10 protein-coding genes and 1 pseudogene are annotated in these 17802 nt (G+C 52.8%); 9 read left to right on the top strand and 2 right to left on the bottom strand.

Features of this window, described 5'->3' with window-relative positions:
* Positions 1–18 precede the first annotated feature (18 nt).
* On the top strand, positions 19–1011 hold the full coding sequence (gene rpoS, locus AAGQ96_RS16830; RefSeq protein WP_147199549.1) for an RNA polymerase sigma factor RpoS: 993 nt from the start codon (positions 19–21) through the stop codon (positions 1009–1011).
* Between the two features lie 114 nt (positions 1012–1125).
* Here the strand turns inward: rpoS and mutS are convergent, their stop codons facing one another.
* Positions 1126–3681 carry a DNA mismatch repair protein MutS gene (gene mutS / locus AAGQ96_RS16825; protein ID WP_342754102.1) on the bottom strand — a complete coding sequence of 852 codons (2556 nt, stop codon included), beginning with the start codon at positions 3679–3681 and terminating at the stop codon, positions 1126–1128.
* A 374-nt stretch (positions 3682–4055) separates the two neighbouring features.
* On the opposite strand from mutS, the gene AAGQ96_RS16820 reads away from it, so the two are divergent.
* The 4 genes and pseudogenes from AAGQ96_RS16820 to AAGQ96_RS16805 all read left to right on the top strand — a co-directional run bounded on the left by AAGQ96_RS16820 (position 4056) and on the right by AAGQ96_RS16805 (position 9183).
* Positions 4056–4829: a type IV toxin-antitoxin system AbiEi family antitoxin gene (locus AAGQ96_RS16820; protein WP_342754101.1), complete on the top strand. Its 774-nt coding sequence runs from the start codon at positions 4056–4058 to the stop codon at positions 4827–4829.
* Positions 4822–5489 (top strand): annotated as a pseudogene (locus tag AAGQ96_RS16815) (nucleotidyl transferase AbiEii/AbiGii toxin family protein). Before AAGQ96_RS16820 ends, AAGQ96_RS16815 begins: the two are co-directional and overlap by 8 nt.
* 1369 nt (positions 5490–6858) lie before the next feature.
* Positions 6859–7845, top strand: a complete 987-nt coding sequence (locus AAGQ96_RS16810) for a glycosyltransferase (protein ID WP_147199547.1) — start codon at positions 6859–6861, stop codon at positions 7843–7845.
* 45 nt (positions 7846–7890) lie between these two features.
* Positions 7891–9183 (top strand): flippase, encoded by a 1293-nt coding sequence (locus AAGQ96_RS16805; protein ID WP_147199546.1) that lies wholly within the window; start codon positions 7891–7893, stop codon positions 9181–9183.
* Positions 9184–9325: 142 nt separating this feature from the next.
* Here AAGQ96_RS16805 and narL read toward each other — a convergent pair whose 3' ends face one another.
* Positions 9326–9976: a two-component system response regulator NarL gene (gene narL, locus AAGQ96_RS16800; protein WP_342755580.1), complete on the bottom strand. Its 651-nt coding sequence runs from the start codon at positions 9974–9976 to the stop codon at positions 9326–9328.
* Between the two features lie 307 nt (positions 9977–10283).
* Here narL and AAGQ96_RS16795 point away from each other — a divergent pair, with 307 nt between their 5' ends.
* The 4 genes from AAGQ96_RS16795 to narJ all read left to right on the top strand — a co-directional run bounded on the left by AAGQ96_RS16795 (position 10284) and on the right by narJ (position 17802).
* Positions 10284–11678, top strand: coding sequence for a NarK family nitrate/nitrite MFS transporter (locus AAGQ96_RS16795; protein WP_342754100.1), 1395 nt, complete (start codon positions 10284–10286; stop codon positions 11676–11678).
* Between the two features lie 78 nt (positions 11679–11756).
* Entirely contained in the window at positions 11757–15518 is a 3762-nt protein-coding gene (locus AAGQ96_RS16790; RefSeq protein WP_342754099.1) for a nitrate reductase subunit alpha, read from the top strand.
* Positions 15515–17083 carry a nitrate reductase subunit beta gene (gene narH / locus AAGQ96_RS16785; protein WP_342754098.1) on the top strand — a complete coding sequence of 523 codons (1569 nt, stop codon included), beginning with the start codon at positions 15515–15517 and terminating at the stop codon, positions 17081–17083. The genes AAGQ96_RS16790 and narH overlap by 4 nt, the downstream gene beginning before the upstream one ends.
* Positions 17080–17802, top strand: coding sequence for a nitrate reductase molybdenum cofactor assembly chaperone (gene narJ, locus AAGQ96_RS16780; RefSeq protein ID WP_342754097.1), 723 nt, complete (start codon positions 17080–17082; stop codon positions 17800–17802). Before narH ends, narJ begins: the two co-directional genes overlap by 4 nt.

Here is a 17802-nt window from a genome sequence, read left to right as displayed (position 1 = left end):
CACGGGTAGGAGCCGCTTATGAGCCAGAATACGCTGAAAGTTAATGAGTTACATGAAGACGCGGAATTCGACGAAAACGGAGCTGAGATTTTTGATGAGAAGGCTCTTGTCGGAAACGAACCTGCTGATAACGATATAGCTGAAGAAGAGCTGTTGTCGCAAGGCGCTACGCAACGTGTATTAGATGCAACGCAGCTTTACCTGGGAGAGATTGGTTATTCTCCGCTCCTCACGGCTGAGGAAGAGGTATTCTTCGCTCGTCGTGCACTGCGTGGGGACGTTCCGTCCCGTCGCCGTATGATTGAAAGTAACTTACGTCTGGTAGTGAAGATTGCCCGTCGTTACAGCAATCGTGGTCTGGCTTTGCTGGATCTGATTGAGGAAGGTAACCTCGGCTTAATCCGCGCGGTAGAGAAATTTGATCCTGAAAGAGGATTCCGTTTCTCTACTTACGCTACCTGGTGGATTCGTCAGACCATCGAACGGGCTATCATGAACCAAACCCGTACGATTCGCCTGCCAATTCACATTGTTAAAGAGCTGAACGTCTATCTGCGTACTGCTCGCGAACTGGCCCACAAGCTGGATCACGAACCAAGCGCAGAAGAAATTGCCGAGCAGCTTGATAAACCCGTTGATGATGTCAGCCGTATGCTGCGTCTCAACGAACGCATTACATCAGTTGATACGCCGTTAGGCGGAGATTCTGAGAAAGCGCTGCTGGATATCCTGGCCGACGAGAAAGATAACGGCCCGGAAGATACCACCCAGGACGATGATATGAAGCAAAGCATCGTCAAATGGCTGTTCGAACTGAACGCCAAACAGCGTGAGGTTCTGGCGCGTCGCTTCGGCCTGTTGGGTTATGAAGCCGCTACGTTAGAAGATGTGGGCCGCGAAATCGGTCTGACTCGCGAACGTGTCCGCCAGATTCAGGTTGAAGGTCTGCGTCGTCTGCGGGAAATCCTGCAGGCTCAGGGACTGAATATTGAAGCCTTGTTCCGCGAATAAGCAAGGTGCTTTCGATGTAGATGCGAGAAGCGGTGGCGAAAGCCACCGCTTTTTTATTGCCTGTAAATCCGTATTAGCTACTAAAACAGCCTGCGTAGCAGGCCACTTCCAGATTTAAACCAGCGCTTTCAGACGGTAAATCCACTCCAGCGCCTGACGTGGCGACAGCGAATCGGGATCCAGCGCTTCTAACGCTTCAACGGCCGGGGACGTCTCCTCCACCAGCAGCGGCAGCTGTGGGCCATCGGCTTTAGTGGCGGCCGCATTGCCAGACATCGTTTCCAGCTCCTTCAACTTTTGACGCGCACGCTTGATCACTTCTTTTGGCACACCTGCCAGCGCGGCAACGGCTAAACCGTAACTTTTACTGGCTGCGCCATCCTGCACGCTATGCATAAAGGCGATGGTGTCACCGTGCTCTATAGCATCCAGATGCACGTTAGCGACGCCCTCCATCTTCTCCGGTAGCGTGGTCAGCTCGAAGTAGTGCGTGGCAAACAGCGTCATGGCCTTAATGCGGTTTGCCAGGCTTTCTGCACAGGCCCAGGCCAGCGACAAGCCGTCATAAGTGGACGTGCCGCGCCCGATCTCATCCATCAGCACCAAACTGTGTTCCGTGGCGTTGTGCAGAATATTGGCGGTTTCGGTCATTTCCACCATAAAGGTCGAACGGCCGGAAGCCAGATCGTCTGCGGCGCCGACGCGGGTAAAAATGCGATCGATCGGGCCCAGTACCGCTTCTTCTGCCGGCACGTAGCTGCCGATATAGGCCATCAGCGCAATCAGCGCGGCCTGGCGCATATAGGTGCTCTTACCGCCCATATTCGGCCCGGTAATCACCAACATACGACGCTGTGGCGAGAGCGAAAGCGGGTTGGCGATAAACGGCTCTTTCAGTACCTGCTCGACTACCGGATGACGGCCGCCGGTCAGCTTGATGCCGGGCTTGTCGGCAAACGTTGGGCAGTTAAAATTCAGCGTCCAGGCACGCTCCGCCAGGTTCGCCAGCACGTCCAGTTCCGCCAGCGCGGCGGCACTGTCCTGCAATGCTTCCAGATGCGGCAGCAGCAGATCGAACAGCTCTTCATAAAGCCCTTTTTCCAACGCCAGCGCTTTGCCTTTTGAGGTCAGCACCTTGTCTTCATATTCCTTCAGCTCAGGAATAATATAGCGTTCGGCATTCTTCAGCGTCTGGCGGCGAACATAGTTAATCGGCACCAGATGGCTCTGCCCACGGCTGACCTGAATGTAATAACCGTGTACGGCATTAAAGCCCACCTTCAGCGTATCCAGCCCCAGCTTTTCCCGTTCGCGAATTTCCAGACGATCAAGATAGTCCGTGGCGCCGTCGGCCAGGGCGCGCCATTCGTCCAGCTCGGCGTTATAGCCTGGCGCAATGACGCCGCCGTCGCGAACCAGCACCGGCGGCGATTCAACCACGGCACGTTCCAGCAGATCGCGCAGCTCGTCAAACTGGCCCATTTGCTGACGCAGCGTTTGCAGATGAGGCGTTTCGCTGTCAATCAGCAGGGCATCAAGCTGTGGAAGCTGTTGGAACGCGTGGCGCATTCTTGCCAGATCGCGAGGACGCGCCGTACGCAATGCCAGCCTTGCCAGAATACGTTCCAGGTCGCCAACCTGGCGCAGCAGGGGAGTGAATTCAGCAGAGAAATCCTGTAGCGCGCCGATACTTTGCTGGCGATTGCTCAGCGTTTTTGTATCGCGGATCGGCATATGCAGCCAGCGTTTGAGCATGCGGCTGCCCATCGGCGTGACGGTTTTATCCAGTACCGATGCCAGCGTGTTCTCAATGCCGCCAGCCAGGTTCTGGGTAATCTCCAGATTGCGGCGAGTAGCGGCATCCATAATGATGCCATCCTGCTGGCGCTCCATGGTCAGCGAGCGGATATGCGGCAACGAGGTGCGTTGCGTATCTTTAACGTATTGCAGCAGGCAGCCAGCGGCGCGCAGGGCAAGCTGAGCCTGCTCCACGCCAAAGCCGGTAAGATCGCGGGTGCCAAACTGCATGTTGAGCTGCTGGCGAGCGGTGTCGACTTCAAATTCCCATAAAGGGCGACGACGCAGGCCACGGCGATTCTCGATCAGCGACATGGCGGCAAAGTCTTCTGAATAAAGCAGCTCGGCGGGATTGGTACGCTGGAGTTCTGCCGCCATCGTTTCCAGATCGGAAGGCTCAGCCAGGCGGAAGCGGCCGGAGCTGATATCCAGCGTGGCGTAACCAAAGCCGCGCGCGCCCTGCCAGATAGCGGCCAGCAGGTTATCCTGGCGCTCCTGAAGCAGCGCTTCATCGCTGATCGTGCCTGGCGTGACGATACGCACCACTTTGCGTTCAACCGGTCCTTTGCTCAGCGCCGGATCGCCAACCTGTTCACAGATGGCTACCGATTCGCCAAGCTGAACCAGTTTGGCCAGATAGTTCTCAACAGCATGATGTGGCACGCCCGCCATCGGGATCGGTTCGCCGGCTGAAGCGCCGCGTTTGGTCAGCGAGATCTCCAGCAGCTGCGAGGCGCGTTTGGCGTCATCGTAGAACAGCTCGTAGAAGTCTCCCATTCGGTAAAACAGCAGGATCTCAGGATGCTCAGCCTTAAGGCGTAGATACTGCTGCATCATTGGGGTGTGCGAAGAGAGGTTTTCTGTGGTCATCATCAGGTCTTCTTTTCCAGTCCATTGAATATAAAGTCAGTTGCGATTTCTGAATCCCGCGTTTGCGTTGTCTGAACATCACTGATTTTTACTTCAACGTGGCGGTTATTTGCGGGGCGCTGGCGTAACAGACAGCAAGCCGGTTGCCGCTGGTTGTGGGCTCCAGGGCCTTGTGAATGTCGCTATAGTAACGCAGCAGTACAGAGGCTGTCACAGGTAAAACAGGAAGACTTGCCGCAAACCTGGCATGCAATAGCTCGTATGAAATTGACACAACTCAAACTGATCGGTGTGGTTGGACTAATTTCTTTCCGAATTGACATTTTCTCCCCGCAGTAGTTTACTTTTTATGATTTTGTTAAACCAACGGTGAGTCTATGGCATCAAAACTAAACTGGCTGTTGCAGAACACTGCACCGGGTTCCTTAGTGTTACAGTCATGGCTAACCCAAAATGGTATTAGCCCTTCTTTAGCCAATAAGTATATGCACAACGACTGGTTGCAAAAGTTACGTGCCGGCGTCTATGTGCGAAGTGGCCGCGAGCCTCAGTGGAGTGATGCCGTTCTATGCTTGCAAAATCAGCTGGGGATTTCTGTACATCTGGCGGGGCTTACCAGCCTGACCTGGCAAGGCCGTTCTCATTACCTTAACTTAACAGGCAAGGCGATTTGGCTTTGCGTAGAAAATAAAGCTTCATTACCAAAGTGGTTTAAAGAATTTCCCAATGCCGAATGGCTTTTACTTTCTAATCAGAAGCTCAATATGAAGGATGAAAAGTATCTGACAGAGGTAGAAGTAAAGGGAGAACGGTTGAAAGCGAGTGTACTGGAATTAGCCGCTTATGAGATTGCTAATGCAGTGCCTGGTTCGCTTTCATTTGAGCACGCAGCGGAGCTGTTTCAGGGGTTGGTAAATCTGAGCCCACGTAAAGTCGAAGTGTTGATGCAATCCAGCCGGGCAGTGAAAACTAACCGCCTTTACCTGTTTCTGGCCGATCACTATGCGCATGCATGGGTTAAGCGAGTAGATAAAGCCAAAATTGATTTGGGGGCCGGGAAACGGCAGATCGTATCTGGGGGCAAGCTGGACCAAAAATATCAGATCACTGTTCCAGAGAGTTTTGTTAGCAAAGGGATTTCACATGGATAAACAATCACCTTATCATCGGCAAGTTGCGTTACTGCTCAGCGCATTACCTGCTGTCGCATCAGAGCGATGCTTTGCGCTGAAAGGTGGAACGGCCATAAACTTGTTTGTCCGTGATTTTCCACGTTTATCGGTTGATATCGATTTGGCTTTGCTACTATTCAGGTAGTATCACTTGCGGATCTCTATGGTGGAAAACTTTGCGCTGCGCTGGATCGGCAGCATCCACGCGATTTTTATGACGTCAAAATGCTTCTCGAAACGCAAGGTATCGATCGCCTCATCTTTAATGGTTTCATTACCTATCTGCTGGGACACCCACGCCCATTATCAGAGGTACTCAATCCCCGCTGGAAAGATATTTCTGAATTATATGCGAATGAATTTAGCGGCATGACATTCGATGCGGCTTCTCTGGAAGAACTGAATGCGATACCTCACTTAATGGTGACTGCTCTCAAAGCACAATTTACGCAGCAGGATTATGATTTTTTGATGTCTTTCAAAAGTGGTCAACCGGACTGGAGCCTGGCTCCTGAAGAGCAGATTCAGCATCTACCCGCGGTTAAGTGGAAGTTGCAAAACATTGGGCGCATACCAAAAGAGAAGCATATTGAGGCATTAGCGAAGCTTGAGGCTGTTCTAACCAGGTGGATAAATTAGTTTATTATTTAATGTTTAGATTCACCTACAGTGTAACTATACGTTAATTTTTAAACTGTACTCTGCTCTGTCAATGTACAGTATTTTTTCAACGTGGCGGTTATTTGCGGGGCGCTGGCGTAACAGACAGCAAGCCGGTTGCCGCTGGTTGTGGGCACCAGGGCCTTGTAAATGCCGCTATAGTAACGCAGCAGTACAGAGGCTGTCACAGGTAAAACAGGAAGACTTGCCGCAAGTTTCAAAAAAGCCTTGCTGCAAAAAACACTCACCGGTTACGACGGGCGCTAAACGAGCGCCGGGTTGAAATTCTCCACGCATTGATACCGGACAAGCAGAAGAGCGAAACCAGGGATATTTCTGATTATCGTTTTTTTAAGATAAAACACGACAGTAATTTTCAGGCAGGTTGATAAATAGTTATAATCAAAGCAACGACGGTGATAAAATTATTTAAGACAGGAATCTTCTTTATAATCCTGCTGGGACGATCAAAAAAATTTTTCTGAGTAATTCTTCTTCTTTCACCTGGTTTAATTAACCTCCTTAAAATCCCTGCTGTTTTATTGTGCCAGATGAAATGCTTAGCCGGTAAGGCACTTAACGGTCTGAGGCCTGATGTAGTCTGGTTTCGTCGCCTCCCCAGTATAATTTTTCTCACTGCATTATTAATAATAATGACGGGATGAAAACGTTAAGGTGAATTGTTGCTATGACTGCCAGATAAAAAAGTTAAATAATCACACCAGGTGATTCTTTGCGAAAAAACTTAAAAATTAACTTCTTGTGAGATAATTCCTAAAAAGTCTGTGCAATCTTATTGTGCTAGACCTCATGATGTAATTGCGGTACTTTTTCATAGCATCTTGACAATTGGCCTGGCTGCGACACTGATTGAAATGGTGGCAATATGATAATTGATATTTTCGGGAACGGATTTGCGATAAGAAAAACCTCATTCGCAAATACCGCTCATTGTGCTGTCAGCCTGCCAGGATGCAGGTCAGCGGCATACATTAAGAAAATGTCCACCCTTTCGCTAAAAATCAGAAAATTCCCTTTCCGCGCCAGCGCGTTCTGTTTTCCACTCGGGAATTCTGTTATTCAGCTGTCCAGGAACCTTGTCAGTACTGTAAAGCAATTTACCGTTTTTTCCGCATCGGCAACGACACATGGGTCATAATCGGATAAAACGTGACCACAGTTGAACGTGTTCATTGGTCGTTTTGAGGATATTGACAGGACGAGTGAGAATATTCCTATAAAGTAGTGTTTTTCCTGACAATTATCATTAGTGGAATGTACTTTTCACTGTTAATTGCTAAAGGATAATATGTTTTATACCTCATATTAAAAAAGCAAGGGTAATCCAATGAACTCCATTTTATTATCGGTGATCATACCGGCATTCAATGTGCGTGAGTATATTATTGAATGTATCGACTCACTCACAGGACAGGTTTCCATTCCTCACGAGATCATCGTGGTAAACGACGGTTCAACGGATGGCACGGGCGAACTTGTTGAGCAGCACTACGCTGGCAATGCCGCAATAAAAGTCATCAACTCGCACAATCAGGGTGCCGGTCTGGCAAGAGACACCGGGATTGCCGCAGCGGAAGGGGAGTACCTTTTCTTCTGCGATCCGGATGATATCGTTGGCGACGGTATGTTCCGCGAATTCAGTGAAGTCATTGAAGCCCATCCGGCAACCGACCTGTTTTGTTTCAACTCCAAAACCTTTGTCGATGGCCATCCTGAAAAAACGCAGTTTAAAGTTCAGCATACGCTGTCCGGCCTGACGCAGGCCCGCGAAGTCCTTTCTTCTCTTCTGGCTAACAGCCGTTACACCTCTGCGGCGTGGAACTATATCGTCAGAAGAAGTTTAGTTCTTAAGCATCAACTGGTTTTCCAGGATCGGGTACACGAAGATCACTGCTTCACGCTGGGCGCCTTCCTGCATTCCGGTCAGGCATGGGTCAGCCGCGAAACTTACTACAGGCAGCGTGTGCGTAACGGTTCTCTGACCAACAGTCACAAACCTGAACACTATTTCCAGGCGCGTTATGAAGCCTTTTCTAAATCCGTAGACATGCTGCTTGCGAATACGGATAACAGCCCTTTGTCGCAGCGTATCCGCAGAAACTATCTGCTGCACTCGTTCAGGCTGATGATTTACATCTCCTTATATAACAGAACGGATGTGCCACGCCCGGTGATCAACGCTATTCGCGATATGGGCAGGACCATCAGTCCTGAAAACCTGAAAGAAAGGCTGCTGCTCCGACACACCACAAAATTTATTCTGCTTCAGAAGATAAGAACCGCCAATGAAATGAGACGAACGGCGGCGAATTAAGTCGCCTGCGGTTTCTTAACTGTTTTGAAAATTTAGAGGTTTTACGTGCGAAGATTTTTGGATAAGTCACTGCTTATCAACATATTATCATTGTTGGCCTACCGTGGGACGTCGCTACTCTTCCCGCTGATTACGCTGCCTTATCTGGCCCGAACGCTGGGCGTCAGCCAGATGGGTGTTCTGGCGTTGGCCATCGCCTGCGTGCTCTATTGCAGCACGATCGCGGACTGGGGCTTTAACGTTTTCACCACGAAAAGCATTGCGCACCATCGTGATGATAAAGAACAGGTTTCCTGCCTTTTCTGGTCCACCTTCAACGCCAAGCTGATGCTGATCCTGCTAACCGCAGGCGTGCTGCTTAGCGTGACCTGGTTCAATCCTGAATGGCATTATCTGTTCTGGGTGGTGCTGGCAAATGCCACCACGCTGGTTGGCTCGCTGTTCTCTTTCGGCTGGCTGATGCAGGGCTATGAGAAACTGGGCAAAACGGCGACCATTTCTACTTTAGGTAATTTCTGCGCCATTCCACTGACTTTCCTGCTGGTTCACGGCCCGGAAGATACCTGGCTTGCGGCACTGATTCCTGGACTGACCTCAGTAATCAGCGCGCTGATCACCCTTAAATTTGTGGTTGAGATGAAGGTTATCGGCCGTTACCGGTTTGAAATCGCCGAAATCCGTAAGCGTCTTGCCGAAAGTGGCGACATCTTTATCGCCATTGCGGGTGCAAACCTGTTCAACAGCGTAAACGTGCTGATCCTGGCGACCTTTACCTCGCACTATGCGATCGGGATATATAACGGTGCCGACAGGTTGCGTAAAGCCGCAAACTCCGTGCCGGAGCAGATTGGCAACGCCTTCTTCCCGCGAGTGAGCTACCTGTTCGGCCGCGACAAAAAAGCGGCAATCGAAGCGAGCCGCAAAAGCCTGGCACTCTCCTTTGCGCTGAGCCTGGCTATCGTTATCTTCACCTGGTTCTTTGCTGAAGAGATCGTCACTATTCTGTTAGGTAAAGAGTTCCTGGCGTCAGTCGATGTACTGAAAGTGCTGGTGCTGTGCTTCCTGTTCGGCAACATCGCTTATCCTGCTGGCTTGCAGATTCTGATCCCGCACGGTCTGACGCGTCAGCGTACGGTGATTATCGTGGGTGCGGGCCTGCTGAACATTCCAGTGTGCTGCTTCCTGGCCTGGCAGTACGGCGCAATTGGAGCTGCATGGTCAATGGTGATTGCAGAAGTGATTATCTGTCTGGGCATTTTCTACCTGATGGTGAAACATAAAATTCTGCACGAATACCTGCATATCGGTGCCAAAACTGGCCCGGCAGTAAAAGAATAACCCGCTGTTGATGCTGTCTGGCCTGCAAAGGTCAGACAGCCATTTCCTTACGCACTTCGAATACCCAGCGCATCACGCAAAGATTTTGCATTTAATGAGACCGCCAGGAATCAATTGCCGGTGGAAATGTTACACATCGCTCTCATTCATAGCCGTTTTGCAACGCCCACACCGCCGCTTCAACCCGTGACTTCAGCTTCATCTTTTTCAGCAGATGCTTAACGTGAACCTTTACGGTGCTTTCGGTAATCGACAGTTTGCGGGCAATGGCTTTATTGGTCATGCCCAGCGTAATTAGCTGTAAAATATCGCGTTCTCGCCGGGTTAACTGTTCTACATCGCGCTCTTCCGCCAGGCGAGAGTCGCGCAGGCTGGCCACCAGCACATTGGTCAGCTTCTCGCTGAGTACCATCTGGCCCGCAGCAGCCTGATGCAGCGCTTTTAGCAGATCCTCGGGTTCCATATCTTTCAGCAGGTAGCCATCGGCACCGCGCTTCAAAGCATTTACCACATCGTCTTCATGATTCGAGACGCTGAACACCACAATCCGACCAGAAAGATCGATGGTACGCAGCTGGACCAGCGTATCCAACCCGTTCATACCGGGCATATTCAGATCCAGCAGGATCAGGTCGGGATCGTGTTGCTCAGCCAGAGCGACGCCCTCTGCACCGTTACTGGCTTCACCTATTAGCCGCAGCGCTTCATCAAGCTCAATCAGCTGTTTTACGCCATTGCGCAGCATAGGATGATCGTCAATCAGTAATATCGAGGCGGCTTCTTCTTTCACCAGGTGCTCCTGTGAACCTTGCGGCAGTTTAACGGATAACGTCTCATTTTCTTTGTTAAGAAGATATAACCCTATACCTCCAAAGGAGTAACCCTTAATTTCTGCGTGGCTTTATTCAGTTTAAAAAAGGTCGGAAAGTTTTTTTTAACTGATTGATTTAATTGTTTTTAACAGGCTGTTTCTGCTTTTCCAACAGGAGGAGGGAAGCGACAGCGGAAGATTTACTACCTCTCACTGCGTTGATTTGCGTCAATCTGGCCTGAGAAGGCGTTAAGCAAAATGCGCGGATATTTTAGCCAGTGAGAATATTATGTCGCAACTTTCCCAACAGCCTGCTCAACAAGGTGCTGCCGTTATCCAGAACTGGCAACCTGAAAACAACGAATTCTGGCAGCAGCAGGGAAAACGGATTGCTAATCGCAATCTGTATATTTCCGTTTTTTGTCTGCTGCTCGCTTTCTGCGTCTGGATGCTGTTCAGTGCCGTCGCGGTTAACCTGAATAAAGTCGGTTTCAACTTCACTACCGATCAGCTCTTTCTGCTGACCGCGCTGCCTTCCGTGTCCGGCGCGCTGCTGCGCGTGCCTTATTCATTTGTGATCCCGCTGTTTGGCGGCCGGCGCTGGACGGCTTTCAGTACGGGGATCCTGCTGATTCCCTGCCTGTGGCTGGGATTTGCCGTACAGGATGCAACGACAGCGTTCAGTACGTTTGTCGTCATCGCACTGCTGTGTGGGTTTGCTGGCGCTAACTTTGCTTCCAGCATGGGCAATATCAGCTTTTTCTTTCCGAAGGCTATGCAGGGCGGGGCGTTAGGTATCAATGGCGGCCTGGGCAACCTTGGCGTCAGCGTAATGCAGTTTGTTGCTCCGCTGGCGATCTCTTTTGCTGTTTTCGGCGCTTTTGGCGGCGGCGCGCAAAACGTGGTCGGTGGCGAGGCGATTTGGTTAGAAAATGCGGCATGGATTTGGGTGCCGTTCCTGGCTGTCGCCACGCTTGCCGCATGGTTTGGCATGAACGATCTGGCGGCGGCAAAATCCTCGCTGCGTGAACAGTTGCCGGTGCTGAAACGCGGCCATCTGTGGATTATGGCGGTGCTTTATCTGGCGACTTTCGGATCGTTTATCGGCTTCTCCGCGGGTTTTGCCATGCTCTCCAAAACCCAGTTTCCTGACGTTGTGATTTTGCATTACGCCTTTTTTGGCCCCTTCCTCGGCGCGTTAGCCCGTTCAGCGGGCGGTATTATCTCCGATCGCTTTGGCGGGGTCCGCGTCACCCTGATCAATTTTGTGCTGATGACGCTGTTCGCCGCGCTGCTATTCCTGACGCTGCCGGATGCCAATCATGCGGGTTCATTTGGCGCCTTTTTTGTCGTGTTTATGGGGTTGTTTTTGACCGCGGGCCTCGGCAGCGGATCGACTTATCAAATGATCGCGGTGATCTTCCGCAGGCTTACGCTTGAACGAAGTAAAGCCGAAGGCCGGAGTGAAGAGTCATCACAGCATGAAGCCGTTACCGAAACGTCAGCCGCGCTGGGTTTTATTTCGGCAATCGGCGCGCTGGGCGGCTTCTTTATCCCGCAGACTTTCGGGCTGTCGCTGAGTTTGTTCGGCACACCAACCGCCGCAATGAAAATCTTCCTGGTGTTTTACCTGATCTGTGTCGGTATCACCTGGCTGGTTTACGGGCGTAAAAAAATCGCATAGGCCGTCCTGGACAGATCCGTTTTTATGGGTCTGTCGCACCTTAGCAATGTCAATTCCTCGCCTTCAGGAGAAGTCCGGATGAGCAAATTTCTCGACAGGTTCCGCTATTTTAAACAGCTCGCGGAGCCTTTTTCTGGCAATCATGGCCAAACCCTCAACACCAACCGCGACTGGGAAGACGGCTATCGCAGCCGCTGGCAGCATGACAAAATCGTGCGTTCTACTCATGGCGTCAACTGTACCGGCTCGTGCAGCTGGAAAATTTATGTCAAAAATGGCCTGGTAACCTGGGAAACGCAGCAGACAGATTATCCCCGCACCCGGCCGGATCTGCCGAATCATGAACCTCGCGGATGCCCGCGCGGTGCCAGCTATTCCTGGTATCTCTACAGCGCTAACCGACTGAAATATCCGTTAATGCGCAAGAAACTCATCCAGCTCTGGCGCGAAGCCAAAGCCCGGCACAGCGATCCGGTTGAGGCCTGGGGATCGATTGTCAGCGATGCTGAAAAATCTAAAAGCTATAAGGTAGCCCGCGGACGCGGCGGGTTTGTCCGCTCCAGCTGGCAGGAAGTGAATGAGCTGATTGCCGCGTCCAACATTTACACCGCCCGTACTTTTGGCCCGGACCGCATTGTGGGATTCTCACCGATCCCGGCGATGTCAATGGTCTCTTACGCTGCGGGCGCGCGCTACCTGTCGCTGATTGGCGGCGTCTGCCTGAGCTTTTACGACTGGTATTGCGATTTACCGCCCGCGTCGCCAATGACATGGGGTGAGCAGACCGACGTGCCGGAATCGGCAGACTGGTATAACGCCTCCTACATCATCGCCTGGGGGTCGAACGTTCCGCAGACCCGTACCCCGGATGCCCATTTCTTTACCGAAGTGCGCTACAAAGGCACCAAAACCGTGGCGATCACGCCAGACTATGCCGAAGTGGCTAAGCTGTGCGATCAGTGGCTGAATCCGAAGCAGGGCACCGACAGCGCAATGGCGCTGGCGATGGGCCACGTGATGCTGAAAGAGTTTCACCTTGACCGGGAAGTCAGCTATTTCCGCGATTACGTACGTCGCTATACCGATATGCCAATGCTGGTACTGCTGGAGCCGCGTGAAGGCGGCTACTACGCCGCAGGACGCCAGCTACGCGCCAGCGACCTGGTCGAGAACCTCGGTCAGCAGAACAATCCTGAATGGAAAACGGTAGCCCTTGACCAGACCAGCGGCGAGCTGGTGGCACCGCAGGGCTCAATTGGTTATCGCTGGGGTGAAAAGGGCAAATGGAACCTGCAACAGCGTGAAGGCAAATCTCAGCAGGAAGTCACGCTGCAACTCAGCCTGTTGGGCAGCCACGACGAGGTGGTTGACGTTGGCTTCCCCTATTTTGGCGGCACAATAAGCGAACATTTCAACAGCGTCGCGCTGGATGAAATTCTACTGCACAGGCTGCCGGTAAAACGTTTACAGCTGGCCGACGGCAGCGAAGCGCTGGTTACCAGCGTTTATGACTTAACGCTGGCAAACTACGGTCTGGATCGCGGACTGGATGACGCTAACTGCGCGCAAAGCTACGACGAGATAAAAGCCTACAGCCCGGCCTGGGCCGAGCAGATTACTGGCGTGTCGCGTCAGAACATCATCCGTATTGCCCGTGAATTTGCTGAAAACGCGGAAAAAACACGCGGCCGCTCAATGATCATTGTGGGTGCGGGTATGAACCACTGGTATCACATGGACATGAACTACCGCGGCCTGATGAACATGCTGATCTTCTGCGGCTGTGTAGGGCAGAGCGGCGGCGGCTGGGCACATTATGTCGGGCAGGAAAAGCTGCGGCCGCAAACCGGCTGGACGCCGCTGGCGTTTGCGCTGGACTGGCAGCGTCCGCCTCGCCATATGAACAGCACCTCGTTTTTCTACAACCATTCCAGCCAGTGGCGCTATGAAACGGTGCAGACGCGCGAACTGCTTTCGCCGCTGGCCGACCCGACGCGCTACAGCGGCAGCCTGATTGACTTCAACGTGCGCTCGGAGCGAATGGGCTGGTTACCCTCTGCGCCGCAGCTCAATACCAATCCGCTACGCATTGCTGCACAGGCCCGGGCGGCCGGTCTCTCCCCGGTGGATTATACCGTTGCGAGTTTGAAAGAAGGCTCGCTGCGTTTCGCAGCGGAGCAGCCTGACGATCCACAGAACTTTCCGCGCAACCTGTTTGTCTGGCGCTCAAACCTGCTTGGCTCGTCCGGCAAAGGGCACGAGTACATGCTGAAATATCTGCTCGGCACCGAGAACGGCATTCAGGGTAAAGACCTGGGCGTGCAGGGCGGCGTGAAGCCGGAAGAGGTGGAATGGCAGGATTGCGGCGGCGAAGGCAAGCTGGATCTGGTCGTGACGCTCGATTTCCGCATGTCCAGCACCTGCCTCTATTCCGACATCGTGCTGCCTACGGCAACCTGGTATGAAAAAGACGACATGAATACGTCGGATATGCATCCGTTTATTCATCCGCTGTCGGCGGCGGTCGATCCCGCCTGGGAAGCGAAAAGCGACTGGGAAATTTATAAAGGCATTGCCAAAGCCTTCTCGGATCTCTGTCCGGGACATCTGGGCGTGGAAACCGACGTAGTAACGCTGCCGGTTCAGCACGATTCTCCGGCGGAGCTGGCTCAGCCTTTTGACGTTAAAGACTGGAAAAATGGTGAATGCGATCTGCTTCCGGGTAAAACCGCGCCGCATATCATCGTGGTTGAGCGCGACTATCCGGCGACCTGGGAGCGTTTTACCTCGCTTGGCCCGCTGCTGGATAAACTGGGTAACGGCGGGAAAGGCATTAGCTGGAATACCCAGACGGAAGTCGATTTCCTCAAACAGCTCAATTACATCAAAACCAGCGGCCCGGCGGCGGGACGCCCTAATATCGACAGCGCAATTGATGCTGCCGAAGTCATTCTCTCGCTGGCTCCTGAGACTAACGGTCAGGTCGCTGTGAAAGCGTGGCAGGCGCTGAGCGACATCACCGGTATCGATCACCGCCATCTGGCATTGAATAAAGAAGATGAAAAGATCCGCTTCCGCGATATTCAGGCGCAGCCGCGCAAAATTATCTCCAGCCCGACCTGGTCCGGTCTGGAAGATGAACACGTTTCCTATAACGCCTGTTACACCAACGTCCATGAGCTGATCCCATGGCGCACGCTCAGCGGCCGTCAGCAGCTTTATCAGGATCATGAATGGATGCGTGCTTTTGGTGAAAGCCTGCTGGTTTATCGTCCGCCCATCGACACCCGCGCGGCGAAACCGCTGCTGAACCAGAAGCCAAACGGCAATCCTGAAAAGGCGCTGAACTTTCTGACGCCGCATCAGAAATGGGGCATTCATTCTACCTACAGCGACAACTTGCTGATGCTGACGCTGTCGCGCGGTGGGCCAATTGTGTGGATGAGCGAGGAGGATGCGCAGGCGCTGGGCATTGTCGATAACGACTGGATTGAAGCGTTCAACGCCAACGGCGCACTGACCGCAAGAGCGGTTGTGAGCCAGCGCATTCCGGCGGGTATGACGATGATGTATCACGCTCAGGAACGCATCGTGAATATTCCCGGTTCGGAAATCACCAGCCAGCGCGGCGGCATTCATAACTCTGTGACCCGCGCCTGTCCTAAACCGACCCACATGATCGGTGGCTACGCGCAGCTTTCCTATGGCTTCAACTATTACGGCACCGTCGGATCCAACCGCGATGAGTTCGTGATTGTACGCAAAATGAACCACATTCACTGGTTAGACGGTGAAGGCAATGATGACTGTCAGGGCAGCCAGCAGGAGAAAAATCGATGAAAATTCGTTCGCAAGTCGGCATGGTACTGAATCTCGACAAATGCATCGGCTGTCATACCTGTTCCGTGACCTGTAAAAACGTCTGGACCAGCCGTGAAGGTATGGAATATGCCTGGTTCAATAATGTCGAAAGCAAGCCGGGCGTGGGCTATCCCCACGCATGGGAAGATCAGGAGAAGTGGAAAGGGGGCTGGATCCGCAAAATCAACGGCAGGCTGATCCCGCGCATGGGTAATCGCGTTGGCCTGCTGTCGAAGATCTTTGCAAACCCGGATGTCCCGGCGCTGGACGATTATTACGAGCCGTTTGATTACGACTATCAGCATCTGCATACCGCGCCGGGCGGCAAACATCAGCCGATAGCGCGACCTCGTTCACTGATCACCGGTCAACGAATGCAGAAGATCGAAAACGGTCCGAACTGGGAAGAGATCCTCGGTGGTGAGTTTTCCAAACGTTCGCAGGATAAGAACTTCGATAACATGCAGAAGGAGATGTACGGCCAGTTTGAGCACACCTTTATGATGTATCTGCCGAGGCTGTGCGAACACTGTCTGAATCCGGCCTGCGTGGCAACCTGTCCCAGCGGCGCTATCTACAAGCGTGGCGAAGACGGCATTGTGCTGATCGATCAGGATAAATGTCGCGGCTGGCGTATGTGTCTCACCGGCTGCCCGTATAAGAAAATCTACTTCAACTGGAAAAGCGGTAAGTCGGAAAAATGCATTTTCTGCTATCCGCGTATTGAAGCGGGCCAGCCAACAGTCTGTTCCGAAACCTGCGTTGGGCGTATCCGCTACCTGGGCGTGCTGCTGTATGACGCCGATAAAATTGAGCAGGCCGCCTCGACGGAAAACGAAACGGATCTCTATCAGCGTCAGAGGGATATTTTTCTCGATCCGCACGATCCAACGGTGATCGCTCAGGCGCTGAAGGACGGCGTAGCACAAAGCGTGATCGAGGCCGCTCAGCGCTCGCCAGTCTACAAAATGGCGATGGAATGGAAGCTGGCGCTGCCGCTACATCCGGAATACCGCACTTTGCCGATGGTCTGGTATGTCCCGCCGCTTTCACCGATTCAGTCGGCGGCAGATGCAGGCGCGCTGGCGCATACGGGTATCCTGCCGGATGTCGAAAGCCTGCGGATCCCGGTGCAGTATCTGGCTAATTTGCTGACGGCTGGTGACACCGCGCCGGTATTGCTGGCGCTGAAGCGGATGCTGGCGATGCGTCACTATAAGCGAGCCGAAACGGTGGAAGGAGTCTCTGATATCCGCGCGCTGGAACAGGTTGGCTTAACCGAAGTGCAGGCTCAGGAGATGTATCGTTATCTGGCGATTGCCAACTATGAAGATCGCTTTGTCGTGCCTTCCAGCCATCGTGAACTGGCACGGGAAGCGTTTCCGGAAAGCAAAGGCTGCGGCTTTAGTTTTGGTGACGGCTGCCACGGCAGCGACGGTAAATTCAATCTGTTTAACAGCCGTCGAATCGATGCCATCGATATCAGCAGCAAGACCGGGCACAACGATAACCAACAACAGGCTTTGCCGGAGGATGCATCATGATCGCCTTACGTGTAATTGGTCGCCTGCTGGATTATCCGGATGAGGCGCTTTTTGCAAACCAGCATGAACTGCACGAGGCGCTGGCTACCGCCAGCGAATTAAACGAGCGAGATCGCCATACGCTAACGCAGTTTATTACCCGGCTGTGCGCCCGCCCGCTGCTGGACGTGCAGGCTGACTACTGCGAGCTGTTCGACCGTGGTCGTGCAACATCGCTGCTGTTGTTTGAACATGTTCATGGCGAATCGCGCGATCGTGGTCAGGCGATGATCGATCTGCTGGATCAGTATCGTGCCGACGGACTCGAACTGAATGCGAAAGAGCTGCCGGACTTTTTGCCGCTCTATCTCGAATACCTCGCCAGCCTGAGGCCGGAACGTGCCTGTACAGGTTTGCAGGATATTGCGCCGATTCTGGCGCTGCTGGCGGCAAGGCTGCAACAGCGGCAAAGTCCTTATGGCGAACTGTTTACCCTGCTGCTGACCCTTTCCGGTGCAGAAATTCAGGCCGCTGCGCTTGCTCCTCAGGTAGCAAAAGAGGGGCGTGATGATACGCCTGCGGCACTGGATGCGGTTTGGGAAGAGGAACAGATCAAATTCCTCGGCGAGCAGGGCTGTGCTTCTGCGCAACAGGCAGCGCACCAACGGCGTTTTGCCGGTGCGGTTGCGCCACAGTATCTGGATATTTCGCAGGCGACTACGCGGAGTAAAGGACTCTAA

This window comes from Pantoea sp. MBD-2R (assembly GCF_039134845.1).
Taxonomy (GTDB): Bacteria; Pseudomonadota; Gammaproteobacteria; order Enterobacterales; family Enterobacteriaceae; genus Erwinia.
This window is presented reverse-complemented; position numbering and strand designations above follow the sequence as displayed.